At 73.0% G+C, this 21,847-nt stretch carries 19 protein-coding genes and 1 pseudogene; 12 read left to right on the top strand and 8 right to left on the bottom strand.

Features of this window, described 5'->3' with window-relative positions; translation table 11 throughout:
• The first annotated feature begins 35 nt into the window (after positions 1-35).
• The 5 genes and pseudogenes from EV284_RS27300 (at position 36) to EV284_RS27280 (ending at position 5,511) form a co-directional block, all read left to right on the top strand.
• Complete coding sequence (locus tag EV284_RS27300; protein WP_130338733.1) at positions 36-635, top strand: TetR/AcrR family transcriptional regulator; 600 nt, start codon at positions 36-38, stop codon at positions 633-635.
• A gap of 105 nt (positions 636-740) precedes the next feature.
• A complete protein-coding gene (locus EV284_RS27295; RefSeq protein WP_130338731.1) occupies positions 741-2,945 on the top strand; it encodes an MMPL family transporter in 2,205 nt (734 codons plus the stop codon).
• A gap of 152 nt (positions 2,946-3,097) precedes the next feature.
• Complete coding sequence (locus EV284_RS27290; RefSeq protein ID WP_130338729.1) at positions 3,098-3,943, top strand: EamA family transporter; 846 nt, start codon at positions 3,098-3,100, stop codon at positions 3,941-3,943.
• A 181-nt stretch (positions 3,944-4,124) separates the two neighbouring features.
• Positions 4,125-5,036: pseudogene (locus EV284_RS27285) on the top strand (NAD(P)-dependent oxidoreductase); the annotation flags it as partial.
• Between the two features lie 199 nt (positions 5,037-5,235).
• On the top strand, positions 5,236-5,511 hold the full coding sequence (locus EV284_RS27280) for a DUF1876 domain-containing protein (protein ID WP_130338725.1): 276 nt from the start codon (positions 5,236-5,238) through the stop codon (positions 5,509-5,511).
• Between the two features lie 6 nt (positions 5,512-5,517).
• Here the strand turns inward: EV284_RS27280 and EV284_RS27275 are convergent, their stop codons facing one another.
• From EV284_RS27275 to EV284_RS27260, 4 genes are all read right to left on the bottom strand, one after another.
• Positions 5,518-6,684 carry a serine hydrolase domain-containing protein gene (locus EV284_RS27275; protein WP_130338723.1) on the bottom strand — a complete coding sequence of 389 codons (1,167 nt, stop codon included), beginning with the start codon at positions 6,682-6,684 and terminating at the stop codon, positions 5,518-5,520.
• A 103-nt stretch (positions 6,685-6,787) separates the two neighbouring features.
• On the bottom strand, positions 6,788-7,555 hold the full coding sequence (locus EV284_RS27270) for an ABC transporter ATP-binding protein (RefSeq protein WP_130338721.1): 768 nt from the start codon (positions 7,553-7,555) through the stop codon (positions 6,788-6,790).
• Positions 7,543-8,304, bottom strand: coding sequence for a cobalt ECF transporter T component CbiQ (gene cbiQ / locus EV284_RS27265; RefSeq protein ID WP_130338719.1), 762 nt, complete (start codon positions 8,302-8,304; stop codon positions 7,543-7,545). The genes EV284_RS27270 and cbiQ overlap by 13 nt, the downstream gene beginning before the upstream one ends.
• 1 nt (position 8,305) lies before the next feature.
• The gene (locus EV284_RS27260) at positions 8,306-9,352 is read right to left on the bottom strand and encodes an energy-coupling factor ABC transporter permease (protein WP_130338717.1); all 1,047 of its coding nucleotides are present in this window, start codon (positions 9,350-9,352) and stop codon (positions 8,306-8,308) included.
• Between the two features lie 158 nt (positions 9,353-9,510).
• Here EV284_RS27260 and EV284_RS27255 point away from each other — a divergent pair, with 158 nt between their 5' ends.
• Positions 9,511-9,852 (top strand): SsgA family sporulation/cell division regulator, encoded by a 342-nt coding sequence (locus EV284_RS27255; protein ID WP_130338715.1) that lies wholly within the window; start codon positions 9,511-9,513, stop codon positions 9,850-9,852.
• Here the strand turns inward: EV284_RS27255 and EV284_RS27250 are convergent, their stop codons facing one another.
• The 3 genes from EV284_RS27250 to EV284_RS27240 form a co-directional block, all read right to left on the bottom strand.
• Positions 9,853-11,517 carry a penicillin-binding transpeptidase domain-containing protein gene (locus EV284_RS27250; protein WP_130338713.1) on the bottom strand — a complete coding sequence of 555 codons (1,665 nt, stop codon included), beginning with the start codon at positions 11,515-11,517 and terminating at the stop codon, positions 9,853-9,855.
• A 96-nt stretch (positions 11,518-11,613) separates the two neighbouring features.
• The gene (locus EV284_RS27245; protein ID WP_130338711.1) at positions 11,614-13,245 is read right to left on the bottom strand and encodes a penicillin-binding transpeptidase domain-containing protein; all 1,632 of its coding nucleotides are present in this window, start codon (positions 13,243-13,245) and stop codon (positions 11,614-11,616) included.
• A 471-nt stretch (positions 13,246-13,716) separates the two neighbouring features.
• A complete protein-coding gene (locus tag EV284_RS27240; protein WP_130338709.1) occupies positions 13,717-15,468 on the bottom strand; it encodes a phospholipid carrier-dependent glycosyltransferase in 1,752 nt (583 codons plus the stop codon).
• A gap of 105 nt (positions 15,469-15,573) precedes the next feature.
• Between EV284_RS27240 and rsmI the strand changes: the two genes are divergently transcribed.
• The 6 genes from rsmI to EV284_RS27210 all read left to right on the top strand — a co-directional run bounded on the left by rsmI (position 15,574) and on the right by EV284_RS27210 (position 21,167).
• A complete protein-coding gene (rsmI, locus tag EV284_RS27235; protein WP_130338707.1) occupies positions 15,574-16,422 on the top strand; it encodes a 16S rRNA (cytidine(1402)-2'-O)-methyltransferase in 849 nt (282 codons plus the stop codon).
• Positions 16,423-16,667: 245 nt separating this feature from the next.
• The gene (locus EV284_RS27230; protein ID WP_130338705.1) at positions 16,668-17,021 is read left to right on the top strand and encodes a hypothetical protein; all 354 of its coding nucleotides are present in this window, start codon (positions 16,668-16,670) and stop codon (positions 17,019-17,021) included.
• Positions 17,022-17,046: 25 nt separating this feature from the next.
• On the top strand, positions 17,047-17,928 hold the full coding sequence (locus EV284_RS27225; RefSeq protein WP_130338703.1) for a TatD family hydrolase: 882 nt from the start codon (positions 17,047-17,049) through the stop codon (positions 17,926-17,928).
• 199 nt (positions 17,929-18,127) lie between these two features.
• Positions 18,128-19,366, top strand: coding sequence for a resuscitation-promoting factor (locus EV284_RS27220; protein ID WP_242625862.1), 1,239 nt, complete (start codon positions 18,128-18,130; stop codon positions 19,364-19,366).
• A 41-nt stretch (positions 19,367-19,407) separates the two neighbouring features.
• Positions 19,408-20,277: a 16S rRNA (adenine(1518)-N(6)/adenine(1519)-N(6))-dimethyltransferase RsmA gene (gene rsmA, locus EV284_RS27215; protein ID WP_130338699.1), complete on the top strand. Its 870-nt coding sequence runs from the start codon at positions 19,408-19,410 to the stop codon at positions 20,275-20,277.
• A complete protein-coding gene (locus tag EV284_RS27210) occupies positions 20,274-21,167 on the top strand; it encodes a 4-(cytidine 5'-diphospho)-2-C-methyl-D-erythritol kinase (RefSeq protein ID WP_130338697.1) in 894 nt (297 codons plus the stop codon). Before rsmA ends, EV284_RS27210 begins: the two co-directional genes overlap by 4 nt.
• Before the next feature lie 3 nt (positions 21,168-21,170).
• Here the strand turns inward: EV284_RS27210 and EV284_RS27205 are convergent, their stop codons facing one another.
• Positions 21,171-21,776: a Uma2 family endonuclease gene (locus tag EV284_RS27205; protein WP_242625841.1), complete on the bottom strand. Its 606-nt coding sequence runs from the start codon at positions 21,774-21,776 to the stop codon at positions 21,171-21,173.
• Between the last annotated feature and the right edge of the window lie 71 nt (positions 21,777-21,847).

Raw genomic sequence — 21,847 nt, 5'->3', positions numbered from 1 at the left:
CCATGCGTCCGGAGGGACGGGAGAGGGTGAGGCGGATGACCGACGCCGCCACCGCGCGCCGCAGCAGACTCACGCCCGAACGGGCGGCCGAGCTGTACGAGGCGGTCCTCGACCTGCTCCGCGAGGTCGGCTACGACGCCCTCACCATGGACGCCGTCGCCGCCCGCACCCGCTCCAGCAAGGCCACGCTCTACCGCCAGTGGGGCGGCAAGGCCGAACTGGTCGCCCGTGCGATCCGGCACAGCAAGCCCGGCCGGATCTCCGACGTGGACACCGGCTCGCTGCGCGGGGACTTCCTGGCCCTCGTGCACCGCGAGGACGACTGCGCCATGGAGCAGAACACCGCCCTCATGCGGGGCCTGGCCATGGCCACGCACACCAACCCGGACCTGCTGCAGGCGTTCCGGGAACAGGTCATCGAACCCGAGATGACCGAGCTGAGCCGGATGCTCTCGCGCGCCGTGGACCGGGGCGAAGTGGCCCCGGACAACCCGGCGCTGGCCTTCGTGGTGCACATGATGATCGGCGCGTTCGCCACCCGGGCGCTCATCGACGGGCGGCCGCCCACCCAGGACTTCCTCAGCTCCTACATCGACGCCGTGATCCTCCCCGCTCTCGGCGTCCCCACCACCTGACCGACCCCTCCCCAGCAAGCCCACCACCTGACGTCACCGCTCACGTCGCCGGGCTGACCTTTCCTGCCCAGATGCTCTCCACGACCTGACCGGGAGTACGCCCTCGTGGCCACTTACCTGTACAAACTCGGCCGATTCGCCTTTCGGCGACGGCACTTCGTCGCCCTGCTGTGGGTCGCGCTGCTCACCCTCGCCGGGGTGGGCGCGGCCTCCGCGCCGCCCGCCGGCAACTCGTCCTTCTCCATCCCGGGCACCGAGGCGCAGCGCGCCTTCGACCTGCTGGAGCAGCGCTTCCCCGGCATGAGCGCCGACGGCGCCACCGCCCGCGTCGTCTTCAAGGCGCCCGAGGGCCAGAAGATGACCGACGCCGGCAACAAGGCCGCGGTGGAGAAGACGGTCAAGGAGCTGGGCTCCGGCTCCGAGGTCGCCTCCGTCGCCGACCCGTACACCGGCAAGGCGGTCAGCCGGGACGGCACGATCGCCTACGCCTCGGTGAAGTACAAGGTCTCCGGGATGGAGCTGGAGGACTCCTCCCGCGACGCCCTCAAGGAGAGCGCCGGGCACGCCCGGGACGCCGGGCTGACCGTCGAGATCGGCGGCGACGCGCTCACCACCGCGCCCGAGACCGGGTCCAGCGAGGTCATCGGCATCGCCATCGCGGCCGTCGTCCTCGTCATCACCTTCGGTTCGCTCATCGCGGCCGGCCTGCCGCTGCTCACCGCGATCATCGGCGTCGGCATCGGCGTCTCCGCGATCACCGCGCTGGCCACCCCGCTGGACCTGGGTTCCACCACCTCCACCCTGGCCACGATGATCGGCCTCGCGGTTGGCATCGACTACGCCCTCTTCATCGTCTCCCGCTACCGGGCCGAACTGGCCGAGGGCCGCGACCGCGAGGAGGCCGCGGGCCGCGCCGTGGGGACGGCGGGCTCGGCGGTGGTCTTCGCGGGCCTCACCGTCGTCATCGCACTGGTCGGGCTCTCCGTCGTCAACATCCCGATGCTGACCAAGATGGGCGTCGCCGCCGCGGGCACGGTCGCCATCGCGGTGCTGATCGCGCTCACCATGATCCCGGCACTGCTCGGGTACGCGGGCCGTACGGTCAAGCCGGCCGGCGAGAAAAGCAAGCTGCTCGGCGGGGGACGCGCGGCCAAGAAGGCCGGCCGTCCCAACATGGGCACCCGGTGGGCGAGCTTCGTGGTCCGGCGCCCGGTCACCGTGCTGCTGCTCGGTGTGGTCGGCCTCGGCGCCGCCGCCGTCCCGGCCGCCTCGCTCGAACTGGGCCTGCCCGACGACGGCTCCCAGCCGGTCTCCACCACCCAGCGCCGCGCCTACGACCTGCTCTCCGACGGCTTCGGCCCCGGCTTCAACGGCCCGCTGATGGTCGTCGTCGACGCCAAGGGCAGCGCCGACGAGAAGGCCGCGTTCGCCAAGGTCGGCGACGAGATCAAGGGCCTGAAGGACGTCGTCACGGTCACCCCGCCGGCGCCCAACAAGGCGGGCGACACCGCGATCATCACCGTCGTACCGAAGTCCCAGCCGTCCTCGGCCACCACCGAGGACCTGGTGCACGCGATCCGGGGCAAGAGCGCGTCGATCGCCTCCGCGACGGACGCGAAGCTGCTGGTCACCGGCGCGACGGCGATGAACATCGACGTGTCGCAGAAGCTGAACGACGCGCTGCTGCCGTACCTCGCGCTGGTCGTCGGCCTCGCCTTCCTGCTGCTGATCGTGGTGTTCCGCTCGATCCTGGTCCCGCTGAAGGCGGCCCTCGGCTTCCTGCTCAGCGTGCTGGCCGCCCTCGGCGCGGTCGTCGCGGTCTTCCAGTGGGGCTGGCTGTCCGGCCTGATGAACGTCGAGCAGACCGGGCCGGTCATGTCGATGATGCCGATCTTCATGGTCGGCGTGGTCTTCGGACTCGCCATGGACTACGAGGTGTTCCTCGTGACCCGGATGCGTGAGGCGTACGTCCACGGGGAGAACCCGGGCCAGGCGGTCGTCACCGGCTTCCGGTACAGCGCCCGCGTCGTCACCGCCGCCGCCGTCATCATGATCGCCGTCTTCTCCGGCTTCATCGGCTCCAGTGAGGCGATGATCAAGATGATCGGCTTCGGCCTGGCCATCGCCGTCTTCTTCGACGCCTTCATCGTCCGCATGGCCGTCGTCCCGGCCGTCCTGGCCCTCCTTGGCCGCCGCGCCTGGTGGCTCCCGGCCTGGCTGGACCGCGCCCTGCCCAACGTGGACGTCGAGGGCGAGGGCCTGCGCACCGACTCCGACCCGGACGGGGACCGGGAACTGGTCAGCGCCTGAGGATGTTCCCGGCGGACGGCCGGTGGGGCGGGTGCCCCACCGGCCGTTTGTCGTCGCCCCCCCCGCGATCCGGGGGGACCGGCCAAACCCCGTGTACAGGCCACGCGGTGATCGGTTAGCGTGCCGGGTATGACGACGACTGGCCCTGACCGGTGACGCCGCTCGTCACCGCCGCTGTCCTGCTGGCCGCGTTCACCCACGCCGGGTGGAACGCCATCGCCCACCGGATCAGCGACAAGCTGACCGGGTTCACGCTGATCGCCGGGGGCGGGCTGGTCGTCGGGCTGGTGATGGCGCTGTTCGCGCCCTGGCCGGCCGGACCCGCGTGGCCGTATCTGCTCGTCTCCGCCGGCGTGCATGTCGCGTACTACGCCCTGCTCATGACCTCCTTCCGGCTCGGTGACTTCGGGCAGGCCTACCCGATCGCACGCGGTACCGCGCCGCTGGTCGTGACCGTGCTGGCCGCCCTGTTCGCGCACGAGGTGCCCGGCCGGTGGACGGCGGCCGGGGTCGCGGTGTCCTGTGTCGGGCTGACCGGGGTGAGCCTGTGGGGGCTGCGGGGGCGGCGGCCGGACTTCAAGGCCATCGGCGCCGCCGTCGCCACCGGGCTCACCATCGCCGTGTACACCGTCCTCGACGGCGTCGGCGTACGGCACGCGGAGACCCCGCTCGGCTACATCGCCTGGCTGATGGCCGCCCAGGGGATCTTCATCCCCGCGTACATGTACTACCGGGTCCGCGGTGACCTGGTCCGCCGGCTCAGGCCGTACGCCACGCTCGGCCTCCTCGGCGCGGTCCTCTCCGTCGCCGCCTACGCCCTCGTCCTGTGGGCGCAGACCCGCGCCCCCCTCGCCCCCGTCGCCGCCCTCCGCGAATCCTCGATCATCGTCGGCGCGGCCATCGGCGCTCTCTTCTTCAAGGAGCGCTTCGGCGCTCCGCGCATCGCGGCGGCGGGGCTGCTGGTGGTGGGGATCGGGTTGATGCTGCACGCGGGGTGAGTCCGCCGCCCCGGGTGCTGTTTCCGCGCGTCGCCGGGGAGTGCGCCGCGAGGGAAGCCGTCGAAGTCTTCGACGAGTAGGAGCGGGACCGGCTGTGCAACGGTGGACCGGGCCGGATCTGCGGGCAGGATGGGGGCGAGGGGCATGATCGACAGCCCCTCGTGGGACCGCACCCCGTGAGAAGGAGAGCCACCGTATGACCGCCACCGACCGGCCGACCGTCGCCGTGCTGGGCACCGGCATCATGGGCGCCGCCATGGCCCGCAACCTCGCCGCCGCCGGGCTCCCCGTACGCGCCTGGAACCGCACCCGCGCCAAGGCCGAGCCGCTCGCGGAGGACGGCGTCCGCGTCACCGGTACGGCCGCCGAGGCGGTCGAGGGCGCGGACGTGGTGCTGACCATGCTGTACGACGGTGACACCGTGCTGGACGTGATGCGCGAGGCGGTGCCCGCGCTGCGCCCCGGCACCCTGTGGGTGCAGAGCACCACCGCCGGTGCGGAACTCACCGGCCGCCTCGCCGCGTTCGCCCGCGAGCACGGGCTGGAGTTCTACGACGCGCCCGTGCTCGGCACCCGCAAGCCCGCCGAGGACGGTCAGCTCACCGTGCTGGCCGCCGGGCCCGAGGCGGGGCGGGCCACCCTCGCGCCGGTCTTCGACGCGGTCGGCTCGCGCACGGTGTGGACCGGCGAGGACGGGGCGGAGGGCAGCGCGAGCAGGCTCAAGCTGGTCGCCAACAACTGGGTGCTCGCGGTCACCGCGGCCACGGGGGAGGTACTGGCGCTCGCGCAGGCGCTCGGCGTCGACCCGCGCTCGTTCTTCGACCTCATCGAGGGCGGCCCGCTGGACATGGGCTACCTCCGCGCCAAGGCCGCCCTGATCCTGGAGGGCAAGCTCACCCCGGCCTCCTTCGCCGTCGCCACCGCCGAGAAGGACGCCCGCCTCATCACCTCCGCCGCCGACCGGGGCGGCGTCCGCCTCGACCTCGCCGAGGCCACCGCCGACCGCTTCGCCCGCGCGGCCGCCCAGGGGCACGGGGAGGAGGACATGGCGGCGGCGTACTTCGCCAGCTTCGAGGAGAAGACGGCCGAGTGAGCCTCCGGCGGCCGGCGGGGGCTCCCGGAGCCGGGCGCGCGCCCGGACCGCGACCCGCCGGCCCCGCGCGCGGGGGCGGTTCAGCCGCCGCTGACCCCGGCCCGGCCAGGCCCCGCGCGGGAACACGCCGACGTGAACTTCGCCGGAGGCGGGCGCACCCTTGAAGCAGGGGGCACGGTGGCTTTCGGAGGTGGTTGGGATGACGCACAACGCCGTGGGTTGGCACATCGAGCTGGAGTTCGAGGAGGACGACCAGCACACGCGCGCGGTGGCGATGGTGCGGCTGGCGGACGGCAGTGAGGTACGGGCGCACGGGCACGCCACCCGGCACCGGGTCGACTCCAACCAGCCGAGGGTCGGCGAGGAGATCGCCGGCGCCCGCGCCCTGAACGAACTGGCCATGCGCCTGCTGACCAAGGCGCACGAGGAGATCGACGCGGACTCCGGGCGCATCTCGCACGCCATCCACGTCTGACCGGGCTCAGCCCAGCGAGCTCCGCACCGCCCGCACCAGTGCCTGGGCCCTCGGGTCCGCCGTCACCCCGCCCTGGAAGCCGTTGGTGACATAGCCGAAGGAGACACCGGAGGCGGGGTCGGCGAAGGCGAGGGCGCCGCCCCGGCCGGGGTGGCCGAAGGCGGTGGGCGAGAGGAGGGGGGACGCGGGGCCGTGGAGCATGAAGCCGAGCCCGAACCGGGTGCCCACCACGAGCACCCGGTCCGGGCCCGCCGACGTCTCCGCGCGGGCCAGCTCCGCCGTCTTCGGGGTGAACAGCCGTGTGCCGCCGTCCACTTCACCGATGAGGGACGCGTACACGCGGGCCAGCCCGTCCGCCGTGGCGATGCCGTTCGAAGCGGGGAGGGCGGCCGAACGGTAGGCGGGCGCGTTCTCGTCCGGCAGCGGGGTGATCGCGGCGAAGGCGCGCCGGGTCAGGGAGGCGGGGTCGGCGTAGGCGTCGGCCACGGCCCGCTTGGGGCGCACCTTCAGCGCACCCGGTGTCCCGGGCGGGGAGAGGGGCCCCACGCGGCCCACCCGCGCCTGCATTGAGGCGGGCAGCCCCAGCCATACGTCCGCCCCGGCCGGCGCCGCGATCTCGGACGCGACGAACTCGCCGACCGGACGCCCGGTGACCCGGCGGACCAGCTCGCCGGTGAGCCAGCTGTACGTCTGCGCGTGGTACCCGTGGTCCGTGCCCGGCTCCCACACCGGCGCCTGCGCGGCGACGGCGGCGGCGCCCAGATCGGGGTCCGCCGCCTCCGCGGGGGCCAGCGGCCGGTCCAGCACCGGCACGCCCGCCCGGTGGGCGAGCAGATCGCGCACGAGGGCGCGCTCCTTGCCCGCCGCCTTGAACTCGGGCCAGTACGCGCCCACCGGGGCGTCCAGGTCCAGCAGGCCCCGCTGGTGCAGCAGCAGGAGCGCGGCGGCGGCGACCCCCTTGGTCGCGGAGCGCACGATCTGCGCGGTGCCGCGCTCCCAGGGGGCGGAACCGTCGACGTCCCGGGTACCGGCCCACAGGTCGACGACCCGGTGCCCGTCCCGGTACACGGCCACGGCCGCGCCCCGCTCGCCGAGCCGGGCGAAGTTCGCCGCGAACGCCTCCGCCACCGGCTCGAAGCCCTCGGCCACCGTGCCGTTCACCCGCGCATCCACGCCGTGTCCCTTTCCTCGCCCGCACTCACGAGTGAAACACGGCCGTACGGCCGTGGATTCCTCGGCCTCGACGGGACGCCGGACTCCGACGCCCCACGACCGCTCACGCGTCCAACGCCACCGTGCGCGGATCGAACCCGAACGGCAGCTCCAGCCGGTGCGCCCGCATCAGCGCGTCGTCGGAGAGCAGCCGGCCCGTGGGGCCGTCGGCCGCGATCACCCCGTCACTGAGGATCAGCGCACGCGGGCACAGCTCCAGGGCGTAAGGCAGATCATGCGTGACCATCAGCACCGTGACGTCCAACGCCCGCAGGATGTCGGCCAGTTCGCGCCGCGAGGCCGGGTCGAGGTTGGAGGACGGCTCGTCCAGGACGAGGATCTCCGGCCGCATCGCCAGCACCGTCGCCACCGCGACCCGGCGCCGCTGCCCGAAGGAGAGATGGTGCGGGGGCCGGTCGGCGAACTCCGCCATCCCGACCTGCTCCAGCGCGGTCCGCACCCGCTCCTCCAGCGCGGCCCCCTTCAGCCCGGCCGCCGCCGGCCCGAACGCCACGTCCTCGCGCACGGTCGGCATGAAGAGCTGGTCGTCGGGGTCCTGGAAGACGATGCCGACCTTCTGCCGGATCTCGGCCATGTGCCGCTTGCCGACCGGGAGTCCGGCCACGGTGACCGTGCCGGTGCCGCCGGACAGGATGCCGTTCAGATGCAGCACGAGCGTGGTCTTGCCCGCGCCGTTCGGCCCGAGCAGCGCGACCCGTTCACCGCGCGGGACGGTGAAGTCGACGCCGAACAGGGCCTGGTGGCCGTCGGGGTAGGCGAAGGCGAGGCCGGAGACCTCCAGCGACAGCGATGCGGTACTCACAAAAACCATCCCAGCAGACAGACGACGAGGGCGGAGCAGGGCAGGGCCAGCGCGCGCAGCCACTGGTCACGGGTGGCGGTGACCTCGTCGATGACCGGCATCGACCCGGCGTAGCCCCGGCTCACCATGGCCAGATGCACCCGCTCGCCACGCTCGTAGGAGCGGATGAACAGCGCGCCCGCCGATTTGGCGAGCACCCCCCACTGCCGTACCCCCCGCGCCTCGAAGCCGCGCGACTCGCGGGCGATCCGCATCCGGCGCATCTCGTCGGTGATGACGTCGCCGTAGCGGATCATGAAGGAGGCGATCTGCACCAGCAGCGGCGGCAGCTTCAGCCGCTGGAGCCCGAGCAGCAGTTCGCGCAGGTCGGTGGTGGCGGCGAGCAGCACGGACGCGGCGACGCCCAGGGTGCCCTTGGCCAGCACGTTCCAGGCGCCCCACAGGCCGTTGACGCTCAGCGAGAGCCCGAGGACGTGCACCCGCTCGCCCTCCGCGACGAACGGCATGAGCACCGCGAACGCGACGAACGGCACCTCGATCAGCAGCCGCTTCAGCAGGAACCCGGCGGGTACCCGCGCCCGGTACGCGACCGACGCCAGCAGCAGCGCGTACACCCCGAACGCCCACATCGCCTCGCGCGGGGTGGAGACCACCACCACGACGAAGGCGAAGACGGCCGCCAGCTTGGTGTGCGGGGGGAGCCGGTGCACGGCGGAGTGCCCGTGCCGGTAGAGCTTGTGGGCGTGACCCGCGCCCATCTCAGACGCTCGTGTTCGCGGGAGAGGCGTCGTGGTCGCGGCGGCGGCGCACCGCCCAGAAGACCGCGCTGCCCGCGACGACGGTGACGCCGACGCCGATCACGCCCGCGAGACCCCCGGAGAGCCGGGCGTTCGCCACGTCCTTGACGCCGTAGTCGGCCAGCGGGGAGTCCGAGGAGTGGTGCGGCTCGGTCTTCTTGTCGATGCCCTTGTCGTGGGCGACCTTCTCCAGGCCGTCCGGGTTGGCGGAGGCGTAGAAGCTGACGAAGCCGGCGAGGACCAGCGAGGTCACCAGGCCGGTGATCCACAGGGTGCGCCGGGAGGTGCGCGCGGCGGCCGGGGCCGGGGCGGCGTCGGGGGCGTCGACCAGCTCGCCGTTCACCCGGAGCCGGAGCTTCTGCCGCAGTCCGCGCGCGCCGTACACGAGGTCGGGGCGCACCGCGACGACGGCGGCGACGGTGAGCGCGGTGATCACGGCCTCGCCGATGCCGATCAGCACATGGACGCCGATCATCGCGGTGGCCACCTTGACGAGGGACACGTCGGTGGTGCCGCCGATCGCGTAGATCAGCGTGAAGACGACCGCCGCGGCCGGCACGGAGAGCAGGGCGGCGACGAAGGAGGCGGCGGTGATCGAGCGCCGGGAGCGGGGCAGTACCGCCAGCAGCGCCTTGAAGACGGCGTACGCCACCACGGTCGTGACGATCGCCATGTCCGTGATGTTCACGCCCAGCGCGGTCAGCCCGCCGTCCGCGAACAGCACGCCCTGCATGAGCAGCACGACCGACACGCACAGCACGGCCGTATAGGGGCCGACGAGTATCGCCGCCAGCGCCCCGCCCAGCAGGTGGCCGCTCGTCCCGGCCGCCACGGGGAAGTTGAGCATCTGTACGGCGAAGATGAACGCCGCGACCAGGCCGGCCAGCGGCGCGGTGCGCTCGTCCAGTTCGCGGCGGGCGCCGCGCAGGCTCACCGCGAGGGCGCCTGCGGCGACCACCCCGGTGACAGCGGAGGTGGGGGCGTCGATGAATCCGTCAGGTACATGCACCGTTCAATTTTAAGCGCTTGTTGCGAATGCCTTGCAAGAGCGAGGTTCTCTCGCTTCTCGTCCCCCTTCCGGGGGCGCAAATCGGAAAATATGCGACATTAGAGACCGAGTGGTTGTGCGGCCTTCGTGGCGGTCACTGAACGTGAGAGGGCGATCCGATGTCCGTAATCGAGCAGTACACACGCGCCCACATCGTCACCGACGCGGAGGACGACCCCGACGCCGTACGCGTGGTGCTCCGCTACGACCCCGACGCCGATCCCCTCTCCGTCCATGTCGGGCTGCCCGGCCCCGCCGAGTGGACCTTCTCCCGGTCCCTGCTGGAGGACGGCCTGCGGGCCCCCGCCGAGAGCGGGGACGTACGGGTCTGGCCGTGCGGGCGGGTGCAGGCGGTCCTGGAGTTCCACTCCCCGGAAGGGGTGGACGTGGTCCAGTTCGACGTGAAGTCGCTGACCCGGTTCCTGCTGCGCACCTACACGGCCGAGCCCGTACGGAACTGATCAGCCGCCGAGCTTGAGCAGGGTGGCGACGATCGGGCCGGCCGTGTCGCCGCCGTGGCCGCCCGCCTGCACCACGCCGGCCGAGGCGAGGTCGCCCCGGTAGGCGGTGAACCAGCCGTTGGGCTTCTTCTGGTTGTCGACCTCGGCCGAGCCGGTCTTGGCGCCGTAGTCCGGACCCAGCCCGGACATCGCCTCGGCCGCCGTGCCGTACGCGGCCGTGAAGTTCATCAGCTCGCGGAGCTGGCCCAGCGTCTTCGCCGACATCGTGCGGGACGCCGTCGCCGGCGTGCGGTGGTCCACCGACGGGGCGACCAGGTACGGCTGGTGGAAGGTGCCGGTCTTCACGGTCGCCGCCACCGAGGCCATGTTCAGCGGGTTCATCCGCACCCCGCCCTGCCCGATCAGCGAGGCCGCCATCTGCGCCGCGGACTGCACCGGCACCGAGCCGTCCAGCGTGGGCACACCGACCGACCAGTTGTTCATGGAGAGGCCGAAGACCTGCTGCGCCTGCTTGGTCAGGTCGTCGTTCTTCAGCTTCTTCGCCTGGCTGATGAAGGCGGTGTTGCAGGAGCGGGCGAAGCTCGCCTTGAAGGTGCCGTTCTTGATCTCGAAGTCGTCGTCGTTGTGGAACTTCCAGCCGCCGAAGGTGAAGGTCTTCGGGCAGGGGTGCTTCTTGTCCGCCTCCGCCAGGCCCTTCTCGATCAGCAGCGAGGAGGTGATCACCTTCATGGTGGAGCCGGGGGCCAGCGAGCCCTGGAAGGCGATGTTGAAGCCGTGGCCGCTGTTGGCGACCGCGAGGACCTCACCGGTCGAGGCGCGCAGCGCCACCACCGACGCCTTCTCCCGCTTGGCCACCTGCTGCTCGGCCGCCGCCTGGAACCTCGGGTCCAGCGTGGTCTTCACCGTGCCCGGCGTGCCCTCGCTCAGCTCCACCAGGGTCTTGTCCGACAGCCCGGCCTTCTCCGACGCCTTGCCGCGCACCACGCGCAGTTCCACGCCCGCCTTGCCGCCGGCCGTCTTGCCGTACTTCTCCCGCAGCCCGTCCAGCACCGAGCCCAGCGAGGGGTACGCGGTCACGGTCAGCTCGCCGCCGGTGCGGTCCAGCGCCTTGACCGGCGGGGTGCCGGACGCGCCGGTCATCAGGGTGTCGCCGTCCTTCAGCTCCGGGTGCACCACCGCGGGCTGCCAGCCGACCAGGGCCGCGCCGTCGCTCGCCCGCCGCACCACGGTGAGCGAACTCGTGTACGCCAGGGGCTTGCTGACGCCCTGGTACGCGACGGTCGCCTTGACGGAGAACGGCACCTTCGCGCCGGTCGCCCTGCCCGGAGTGAGGGTGACGTCCTTCAGCCGGGCGTCCTTGGTGTAGCCGGTGAGCAGCGCGGTGGCGGCCTTGGCGTCGTCGGTCGCAGCGGCCGCCTCGGGGACACGGCCCTGCTGCCAGGCGGTCAGGAAGCGGGAGGTGACGGTCTTTATCTCCAACGCGCTGGGCGGCCCGGTCTTCACGTTCTTGTGGTCGGACAGCGTGGACGCCTCGTCGGCGGACGCCCCGCCGCCGTACAGCGCGTACAGGCCGAACCCGGCGCCGCCGACGACGACGGCGATCATGCCGCCCAGTACGGCGGGTTTCCGCTTCGGCCGTTCGGCGGCACGCCTTCTCTTGCCCACAGTCCCAAGTCCTCCGCGCTCTCCCCGGGGTCCCCGCAGCCCTCACACGTCCCCAACGACCTCAACAGCCTAGAGTCCTCGCGGACTCGGCTGATCTCAGCCCACACTCCGTAGCACTCTTGCGACAATAGGACCGGCAGCGTCGATGCCGTGCCCGCCGTCCTCCGTCATCGCGGCCGCCGCGATGTCGTCCCGGTAGCCGGTGAACCAACTGTTGGACCGCGACTGCCCGTCGACCTCCGCCGAACCGGTCTTCGCGCCCACATCTCCGCTCAGCCCGGCCATCACGCCTGCCGCGGTGCCACTGCGCGCGGTGCGGTTCATCATCTCCCGCAACTGCCGCGACGTACCCGGCGCGAGCCCCCGCGCGGTGGCGGCCCGGCGGCCGTCCAGGCCCAGCGGCACGATCACCGGCTGCCGGAAGGTGCCGGTCTTCGCGGTCGCCGTCACCGAGGCCATGTTCAGCGGGCTCATCTGGACCTGGCCCTGCCCGATCAGCCCTGCCGCCTTGTCGGGGCCGTCCGGCGCCGGCACCCGGCCGTCGAAGGAGGGCACGCCCACCTTCCAGTCGTTCCGCCCGATGCCGAACCGCTGCGCGGCCTCCGTGGCCAGCGAGTCCGGCCTCACCGAGTCCGCGAACTTCACGAACGCCGTGTTGCAGGAGCGGGCGAAGCTCTCGGAGAGGGTGGCGTTCTCGTTCGGCGGGAGGTTCTTGAGGTTGGAGAAGGTCTGGCTCTGCGAGACGGCGGACGGCGGGCAGGGGGCGGGGCCGTTCGCCGTGGTCAGGCCGGAGTCGATGAGGGTCGCGGCGCTGATGATCTTCATGGTGGAGCCGGGGGCCAGCTCGCCGAGGAAGGCCGCGTTGAAGCCGTCGTCGCGGTGGTTGGCGAAGGCCAGGATCTCGCCGGTGCTGGGCTGTACGGCCGCCACCGAGGAGTTGGTGTAGTCGCTCACGGCCGCCTCGGCCGCCGCCTGGACGCGCGCGCTGAGGGTGGTGCGCAGCTTGCCCGGCTTGCCCTTGACCAGGGTCATCAGCGTGGTGTCGGCCGCGCCGCTGCCCTCGTGCCGGACCACCAGCTCGACCCCGGCCCGGCCGCCCGACCTGGCGCCGTACCGCTTGCGCAGCTCGTCCAGGACCGGGCCGAGGGAGGGGTACTTCTCCTTGGTCAGCACCTGGCCGTCGCGGTCCACGGCGTCGATCTGCGGGGTGGCGGACTCCTCCACGGTCAGCGAGTCGCCCTTGGCCAGCTTCGGGTGCACCAGCGCGGGGTCCCAGTCGACCAGCGGACGGTGCGAGTTGACCCCGCGCACCACGGTCAGCCGGCTCGCGTACGCCAGCGGCCGGGTCTCCTTCCCGTACGACACCGTCGCCCGCACCCGGAACGGCACCGTCTGGCCGGTCGCCTTGCCGGGGGTGACGCGCACGCCGGTGATGTGCGCGTCCGAGCCGTACGCGGTCAGCAGCGACTCGGCCTCCTCGGGGAAGTTGGTGAGGCTCGCGGCCTGCTCCGGCCGGCCCTGCTCCCAGGCGGCGAAGAACTTCGCGGTGGTCTGCTCGACCTCCTCGCCGCTGGGCGGCCCGGTCGGTAAGGCCTTGGCGCCGCCGGTGGCGGTGCTGTTCAGCGCCGAGGCGATGTTGTACATGCCGTACCCGGCCCCGCCCAGCATCGCGGCGCACACCCCGCTGATGACCGCGACTCTGACTCCGTTGCCCTTCGACGTGCCCATGAAGCCGTCCTCCCCGTGGTGTCCCCGTTGCCGCACCGGATTCCTGAACGCGTTCAAAAGCGGGTGCGCACGGAACTGTATGTGCTCCACAGGCAGTTGGGGCGGCCGTTTCCGATACTTGTCCGAACGGAGACGTTGAACGGGGTACGCGCGAGGGGCGGGCCCGGACGACGTGCGTACGCCCGGACCCGCCCCGTCCCCGCCCGTCCGCCCGGCTCCGGGGTGCGTGACCGGAGCCGGGCCCCACGCATACGGGGACCGTGACGAAGGCTCTCCCCCCGGGGCCTCCGGAGACGAGAAAACCCCACCCGCCCCCACCCGCTCAACCGCCCCCGCTCCCGGCCCCTGTGGGGGTTCGCCCCCATATGCCGGTGGCGGGCCCGGTGGCGTTCGACTGGCGCGTTCCCCTGGCGCTTCGAGAACCCCCAGGCAGCGCCCCTGCGGGGGTGGCGAAACCTGGCGTGTTCCCGCCTACACCCAGGTGTCCAGCCACATCCGGCCCCGCCAGGACCCGATCGGGATCGCCTCGCCCGTGTACAGCGGCCAGAAGTAGATGAAGTTCCAGGTGATCAGGAGGACCAGGACGCCGGCGGCGGTGGCGCCGATCACTCGGCGGGTGTCGGTGGACTGCGGGGGGCCGATGATCGCGCCGACCAGCATGGCGACCGCGAGGCAGAGGAAGGGGACGAAGACGACCGCGTAGAAGAGGAAGATCGTGCGTTCCTGGTACATGAACCAGGGGAGGTATCCGGCGGCGATGCCGCAGGCGATGGCGCCGGCGCGCCAGTCGCGGCGGAAGGCCCAGCGCCACAGGACGTAGAGGACCGCCGCACAGCCCGCCCACCAGAGCATCGGGGTGCCGAGGGCGAGGACCTCGCGGGCGCACTTGTCGGTGGTGTCGATCGGGCAGCCGGCGGAGCCGGGGCCGGGGGACTCGTAGAAGAACGAGACCGGGCGGCCCAGCACGATCCAGCTCCACGGGTTGGACTGGTAGGTGTGCGGGGACGACAGGTGGACGTGGAAGTTGTAGACCTCGTGCTCGTAGTGCCACAGGCTGCGCAGCCAGTCCGGCAGGAAGGTCCAGGAGCCGCCCCGGCCATCCGTCGCGGCCCAGTTGCGGAAGTAGCCGCCGGTGCCGTCGGTGGGGGAGAGGATCCAGCCGGTCCAGGAGGCCGCGTACACCGCGATCGCCACCGGCACCGTCGCCAGGAAGGCGAAGCCGGTGTCGTACTTCAGCACCGCCTCGTACGGGTGCTGGGCACCGGCGACCTTGCGGGCGCCCACGTCCCACAACACCGCCATCAGGCAGAACGCGGCGAGGATGTACAGGCCGTTCCACTTGGTGCCGAAGGCCAGGCCCAGCATCACGCCCGCGCCCCAGCGCCAGGGGCGCCACCCGAAGCGGAAGGTGTCCGCGACACGGGCGTCCGGACGGGCGACGCCGTCGGGGCCGACCGGGAGCGCGGCGGCGATCTTCTCCCGCGCCCGGTCCCGGTCCACCACCAGGCAGCCGAAGGCGGCGACCACGAAGAACATCAGCACGCCGTCCAGCAGCGCGGTCCGGCTCATCACGAAGTGCAGGCCGTCCACCGCCATCAGCCCGCCCGCCAGGCAGCCGAGGAAGGTCGAGCGGAACATCCGGCGGCCGATCCGGCACAGCAGCAGCACGCTCAGCGTGCCGAGCAGCGCGGTCATGAACCGCCAGCCGAACGGGTCGAACCCGAAGACCAGCTCGCCCAGGCCGATCACGTACTTGCCGACCGGCGGGTGCACCACGTACGCGGCGTCCGTGGGGACGGCGAGGTGGCCGTGGGTGGCGAGGACCGCGTCGTTGGCGTTCTTGTCCCAGTTGACCTCGAAGCCCCGGTGGACGAGCGCCCAGGCGTCCTTGGCGTAGTACGTCTCGTCGAATATCACCGCGCGCGGGCTGCCCAGGTGCCAGAACCGCAGCAGGCCCGCGAACAGCGTCACCAGCAGCGGCCCGCCCCAGCCCGACCAGCGGGTGATCCGGTCCGCCAGGTGCGGCGGGCAGCCCAGCACCTGCCACACCCTCGGCGAGGGCTGCGCGTAGGGCGGCACGAGCCGGTCCCGCACGTCGGCCGCGGGGGCGCCCGCGGGAGGTACATAGCCGAATCGGCGCAGCCGCCGCTGCCAGGAGGGCCGCTCGTCGTCGGGCGGCGCCTGGCCCTGCCGGAGGTCCGTGGAGGACGCGGTACTGGTCACCGCGCCATGGTAGGGAAACGTGCCGTGTGAGTCCCGCGCAAGCGCGGTACCGATTGGGACGCGATCGTTTTCCGTACCGCCCGGCACCCCTGGGAGGATGGTCCCGTGACTGGAACCCTTGTCCTCGCAGGTACCCCCATCGGCGACGTCGCGGACGCCCCGCCCCGGCTGTCCAAGGAGCTGGCGGAGGCCGACGTGATCGCCGCCGAGGACACCCGGCGGCTGCGCCGCCTCACCCAGGCCCTCGGGGTGGCGCCGGGCGGCCGGGTGGTCTCGTACTTCGAGGGCAACGAGTCCGCGCGCACCCCCGAGCTGGTGGAGGAGCTGCGCGGGGGCGCCCGCGTGCTCCTCGTCACGGACGCGGGGATGCCGTCGGTCTCCGACCCCGGCTACCGGCTGGTCGCGGCCGCCGTCGAGCACGACATCAAGGTCACCGCCGTGCCGGGGCCGTCCGCCGTGCTCACCGCGCTCGCGCTGTCCGGGCTGCCGGTGGACCGGTTCTGCTTCGAGGGGTTCCTGCCGCGCAAGGGCGGCGAGCGGCTGTCCCGGCTGCGCGAGGTCGCCGAGGAGCGGCGCACCCTCGTCTACTTCGAGGCCCCGCACCGCCTGGACGACACCCTCGCCGCGATGGCCGAGGTCTTCGGCGCCGACCGCCGGGCCGCCGTCTGCCGCGAGCTGACCAAGACGTACGAGGAGGTCAAGCGCGGCCCCCTCGCCGACCTGGCCGCCTGGGCCGCGGAGGGCGTACGCGGCGAGATCACCGTCGTGGTCGAGGGTGCCCCCGACTCCGGCCCCGAGGAACTCGACGCCGGGGAACTGGTCCGCCGCGTGCGCATCCGCGAGGACGCCGGCGAACGCCGCAAGGAGGCGATCGCGGCGGTCGCCGCCGAGGCGGGCCTCCCCAAGCGGGTCGTCTTCGACGCGGTGGTGGCGTCGAAGCGCTCGGCGGGCTGAGCGGGCCCCGCGCCCTTCGCGCAGCGCGTCTGCCGGGGTGCGCCCCATGGCCGGGCAAACGGCGGGTGCGGGCGGGCAAAGGGAATCAGGGCCCGGCGGAGCGGTTCGGCAAGGAACGTCCAAGGGGCGTCCAACAGTCGACAGGTCGCGTGCTTTCGGGGCAGGGCGGGCGTCCACTGGTCGAAGGGGCGGGAACCGCCCCCCGCCTCCGTACCGGGGGCGCCAGTGGACCGCAGGAGCTGGGCATGAGTGAGGTCGCCGGGCAGATCGCCGCCGTTCACGAGTCGTACGCGTTCGCCTGCATGCGCTGCGGGCACGGCTGGGAGCAGTCGTACGCGATAGAGCACCACACCGACACCGAGGGCCATGAGTGCGTCCGGTACGTGGCCGAGGGCGCCGTCGTGCCCTCCCCGCTGAGCCGGCCGGTGTGCGAGAACTGCGACGGGCGCGTCGTACGGATCATGCGCGCCGGACAGGTGGCCTCCGTGCGCCGCCCTGCCCCTGCCCCGGCCCCGGCCCCGGAGCCCGTGGCGGGGCCGGAGTCTCACCACTGGCACCTCTCCGACCTGCTGCATCCCTTCCAGCGCCGGGCGAGTTAGCGCGCCCCTTCCGTAGGATCGGGGCATGCCTTCGAACGCCGGTGACAAGAACGCGCCGCCCCCGCTCCCCGCACCCCTCGGCGTCGAGGTGGCCGACTCCCACACCCACCTCGACATGCAGTCCGGCACCGTGGAGGAGGGGCTGGCGAAGGCCGCGTCGGTCGGCGTGACCACGGTCGTGCAGGTCGGCTGCGACCTGGCGGGCTCCCGCTGGGCCGCCGAGACGGCCGCCGCGCACGAGCGCGTCCACGCGACGGTCGCCCTGCACCCGAACGAGGCCCCGCGCATCGTGCACGGAGACCCCGACGGCTGGTCCCGGCAGGGCGCCCGCCAGCCGGGCGGGGACGCCGCGCTGGACGAGGCGCTCGCCGAGATCGACCGGCTCGCCGCGCTCCCGCAGGTCAAGGGCGTCGGCGAGACCGGCCTCGACTTCTTCCGCACCGGCCCCGAGGGCAAACAGGCCCAGGAGCGTTCCTTCCGCGCCCACATCGAGATCGCCAAGCGGCACGGCAAGACCCTGGTCATCCACGACCGCGACGCCCACGCCGACGTGCTGCGCGTGCTGAAGGAGGAGGGCGCCCCCGAGCGCACCGTCTTCCACTGCTACTCCGGCGACGCCGAGATGGCCGAGGTCTGCGCCCGCGAGGGCTACTACATGTCCTTCGCCGGCAACGTCACCTTCAAGAACGCCCAGAACCTCCGGGACGCCCTGGCCGTGGCCCCGCCGGAGCTGGTCCTGGTGGAGACCGACGCCCCCTTCCTCACCCCGGCGCCCTACCGGGGCCGCCCCAACGCCCCCTACCTGATCCCGGTCACCGTGCGCGCCATGGCCGCCGTACGAGGCACCGACGAGGACACCCTCGCCGCCGCCCTCGGCGCCAACACCGCGCGCGCCTTCGGGTACTGAGGCGTACGGAAGGCGGGCCGGGACCTCACTGAGGCGCCAGTTCGAGCCGTGACCCTGAGTGGCCGCGTCGCTTTGGAGAGTGACGCGGCCTCCGCTAGGTTCTGGGAGCCCGATCGGCCAACGCCCCCTGGAGCGTGTCGGCGTGACCCAGCAGTACGAGCGGTACGGCCCCCACGGCACCCTCGGCGACGAACCGGCCGTGCCGTCGGTGCACGACGCGCTGACCCTGCCCTACGGCGTGCCTGGCGACACCTACCGGCCCGCCTACGAGGCCGTACCCCCGCCCCGCGCGGCACCGCGGGGTGCGAGACCGGCGGGACACCGGCGGCGGGCCGCCGAACGGCCCGAGTCGCCGGTGCGCCGGCTGCTGCCCCAGGCACTGGTCGTCGCGTTCCTGGCCGGCGGCACGGCCGCCTTCGTCGCCGAGGACAAGGCGGTCGAGCTGACCGTCGACGGCCGTCCCCGCACCCTGCACACCTTCGCCGACGACGTCACCGGCCTCCTGGCCGAGGAGGGCGTCCGGGTCGGCCCGCACGACGTGGTCGCGCCCGCCCCCGGCACCCCGCTCACCGACGGCGACGAGATCGCCGTACGCCACGGCCGCCCGGTCCGGCTCACCATCGACGGCGAGCGCCGCGTGGTGTGGACCACCGCCGACACGGTCGAGGGCGCGCTCGGACAGCTCGGGGTGCGGGCCGAGGGCGCCTACCTGTCCGCCTCCCGCTCCCTGCCCATCGGGCGCGCCGGGCTCGCCCTGGACGTGCGTACCGAGCGCAGCGTCACCGTCATGGCGGACGGGCGTACCCGCACGCTGCGCACCAACGCGGCCACCGTCGCCGAGGCGCTGCGCGAGGCCGGGATCACCCTGCACGGCGAGGACACCACCTCCGTGCCCGGCACCTCCTTCCCGCGCGACGGGCAGACCGTCACCGTGCTGCGGATCACCGGCACCCGCGAGACGCGCGACGAGGAGATCCCGTACGCCGTGCGCCGCGCCGAGGACCCCACGCTGCCGAAGGGCACCGAGGTCGTCGACCAGGCGGGGCGGCCGGGGCTGCGGCGCACCACCTACCTGCTGCGCACCGTCAACGGCGTCCGGCAGCGCCCCCGCCGCGAGCACTCCGAGGTGGTCCGCGAACCGCGCCGCCAGCTCGTCCGGGTCGGCACCCGGGCCCGGCCGGCCACCGCCTCCGGCGCGGACGGCCTGAACTGGCACGCGCTCGCCGTCTGCGAGTCCGGCGGCCGGGCGGACGCCGTCGACCCCTCCGGCACCTACGGCGGGCTCTACCAGTTCGACACCGCCACCTGGCACCGCCTCGGCGGCAGCGGACGGCCCGAGGACGCGCCGCCCGAGGAGCAGACCCGGCGCGCCAAGACCCTGTACCTGCGGCACGGCACCTCGCCCTGGCCGCACTGCGGGACGCGGCTGCGCGGCTGAGCCGGGGCGGTGGCGCCCCTGCCGCCCCGTACCCTTGTCCCGTGAGCAGCCCCACCCCTGACGCCCTCCTCGGTCCCGCCGACATCCGCGAACTGGCGGCCGTGCTCGGCGTACGGCCGACCAAGCAGCGCGGCCAGAACTTCGTGATCGACGCCAACACGGTCCGCCGCATCGTGCGCACCGCCGGGGTGCGCCCCGACGATGTGGTGGTGGAGGTCGGGCCGGGACTCGGCTCCCTCACCCTGGCCCTGCTGGAGGCGGCCGACCGGGTCACCGCCGTCGAGATCGACGAGGTGCTGGCCGCCGCGCTGCCCGCGACCGTCGCCGCCCGGATGCCCGACCGCGCCGACCGGTTCGCGCTGGTGCACTCCGACGCGATGCTCGTCGAGGAACTGCCCGGCCCGCCGCCGACCGCGCTCGTCGCCAACCTGCCCTACAACGTGGCCGTCCCCGTGCTGCTGCACATGCTCGCCACCTTCCCGAGCATCGAGCGCACCCTGGTGATGGTCCAGTCCGAGGTCGCCGACCGGCTCGCCGCCGCGCCCGGCTCCAAGGTGTACGGCGTGCCCTCGGTCAAGGCCAACTGGTACGCCGAGGTCAAGCGGGCCGGGGCGATCGGGCGGAACGTGTTCTGGCCCGCGCCAAACGTGGACAGCGGCCTGGTCTCGCTGGTGCGGCGCACCGAACCGGTCAAGACGTCGGCCACCCGCGCCGAGGTCTTCGCCGTGGTCGACGCCGCCTTCGCCCAGCGCCGCAAGACCCTGCGCGCCGCGCTGGCCGGCTGGGCCGGGTCGGCCGCCGCCGCCGAGGCCGCGCTGGTCGCCGCCGGGGTCTCCCCGCAGGCCCGCGGCGAGGCGCTGACGGTCGAGGAGTTCGCGGCGATCGCCGAGCACAAGGGAGCGGGCGCGTGAGCGTCACGGTACGGGTCCCCGCCAAGGTCAACGTCCAGCTCGGCGTGGGCGCCGCCCGCCCCGACGGCTTCCACGACCTGGCCAACGTCTTCCTCGCGGTCGGCCTCTACGACGAGGTCACCGTGACCCCGGCCGACGAGCTCCGCATCACCTGCTCCGGGCCGGACGCCGCGTCGGTCCCCCTGGACCGCACCAACCTGGCCGCCCGCGCCGCGCTCGCGCTCGCGGAACGCCGGGGCGTCGAGCCCGCCGTCCACGTCCACATCGCCAAGGACATCCCGGTCGCGGGCGGCATGGCCGGCGGCAGCGCGGACGGCGCGGGCGCGCTGGTCGCCTGCGACGCGCTGTGGGGTACGGGCGCCACGCGTGCCGAGCTGCTCGACATCTGCGCGGAGCTGGGCAGCGACGTGCCCTTCAGCCTGGTCGGCGGGGCGGCGCTCGGTACCGGGCGCGGCGAGAAGCTGGCCCCGCTGGAGGTCGGCGGCACCTTCCACTGGGTGTTCGCGATGGCCGAGCGCGGTCTGTCTACCCCGGCGGTGTTCCGCGAGTTCGACCGCCTGACCGAGGGGCGGGAGATTCCGGCCCCGGAGGCCGACCCGGCCCTCCTGACGGCCCTGGCGAAGGGCGACCCGGAAGCCCTCGCGGCGGCCCTCACCAACGACCTCCAGCCCGCCGCCCTCTCCCTCTACCCGGAGCTGGCGGCCACCCTGACCATCGGCCGCGAGGCAGGTGCCCTCGCCACCCTGGTCTCCGGCTCGGGCCCGACGACCGCCTTCCTGGTCCCGGACGCGGCCACCGCGACCCGGGTCGCCCAGACTCTCGAAGACTCCGGCACCTGCCGCACCACCCGCACGGCGGCGGGACCGGTGCCGGGGGCGACGGTTCTCTGAGCCTCAGAGGCGGTCGATCTCGGTCAGGTCGATGTCGATCCCGTAGGGCGCGGTCAGCTTGACCTGCGAGTGGTGGATGCCGGTCAGGGCGTAGGTTCCGGTGGCCTCGCCACGCTCGTACACCTGAACCACGGGGTGGTCGTCCTCGCCGGCCATCTCCACCAGCCAGAAGTGGGGAATGCCCGCCGCAGCGTACTTGTGCGGCTTGGTGTCACGGTCCCGTGCCTCGGAGTCCGGGGAGACGACCTCCACGGCGAGCAGGACGTCGGCAGCCTCGAACCGTGTCTGACGGCGATCGACGACGGACTCGGCGCGTACGACGCAGAGGTCGGGCTCGGGGCCGTTGCGCCGGTCGAGGACCACGGTCATCTCCCTGCGCACCCGGAGTTCGGATGGCACGGTGTTCCTGAGGCCGGCAGCGAGCAGATCGATCACGACACTGTGGAAATCCCTCTGCGGACTCACGAAAACCAAGCTCCCGTCGATCAGCTCTGTGTGCGGCGGGAGATCCGGCAGTGTGAACAGGTCGTCCACGGTGTAGCCGTCCTTGGGCGGCACCGGCCAGTGCGGACGGTGCTCTACGGACTCGGCGGTCATGGTGCCTCCCATGGACGGAGATCCTGCTGCCTGGGGTCAACGGTAGCGGCCGGACGTCGATCACGTCATCACAAAGAGTGACC

Source organism: Streptomyces sp. BK022 (genome assembly GCF_004217355.1).
Lineage (GTDB): Bacteria > Actinomycetota > Actinomycetes > Streptomycetales > Streptomycetaceae > Streptomyces > Streptomyces griseoluteus.
This window is presented reverse-complemented; position numbering and strand designations above follow the sequence as displayed.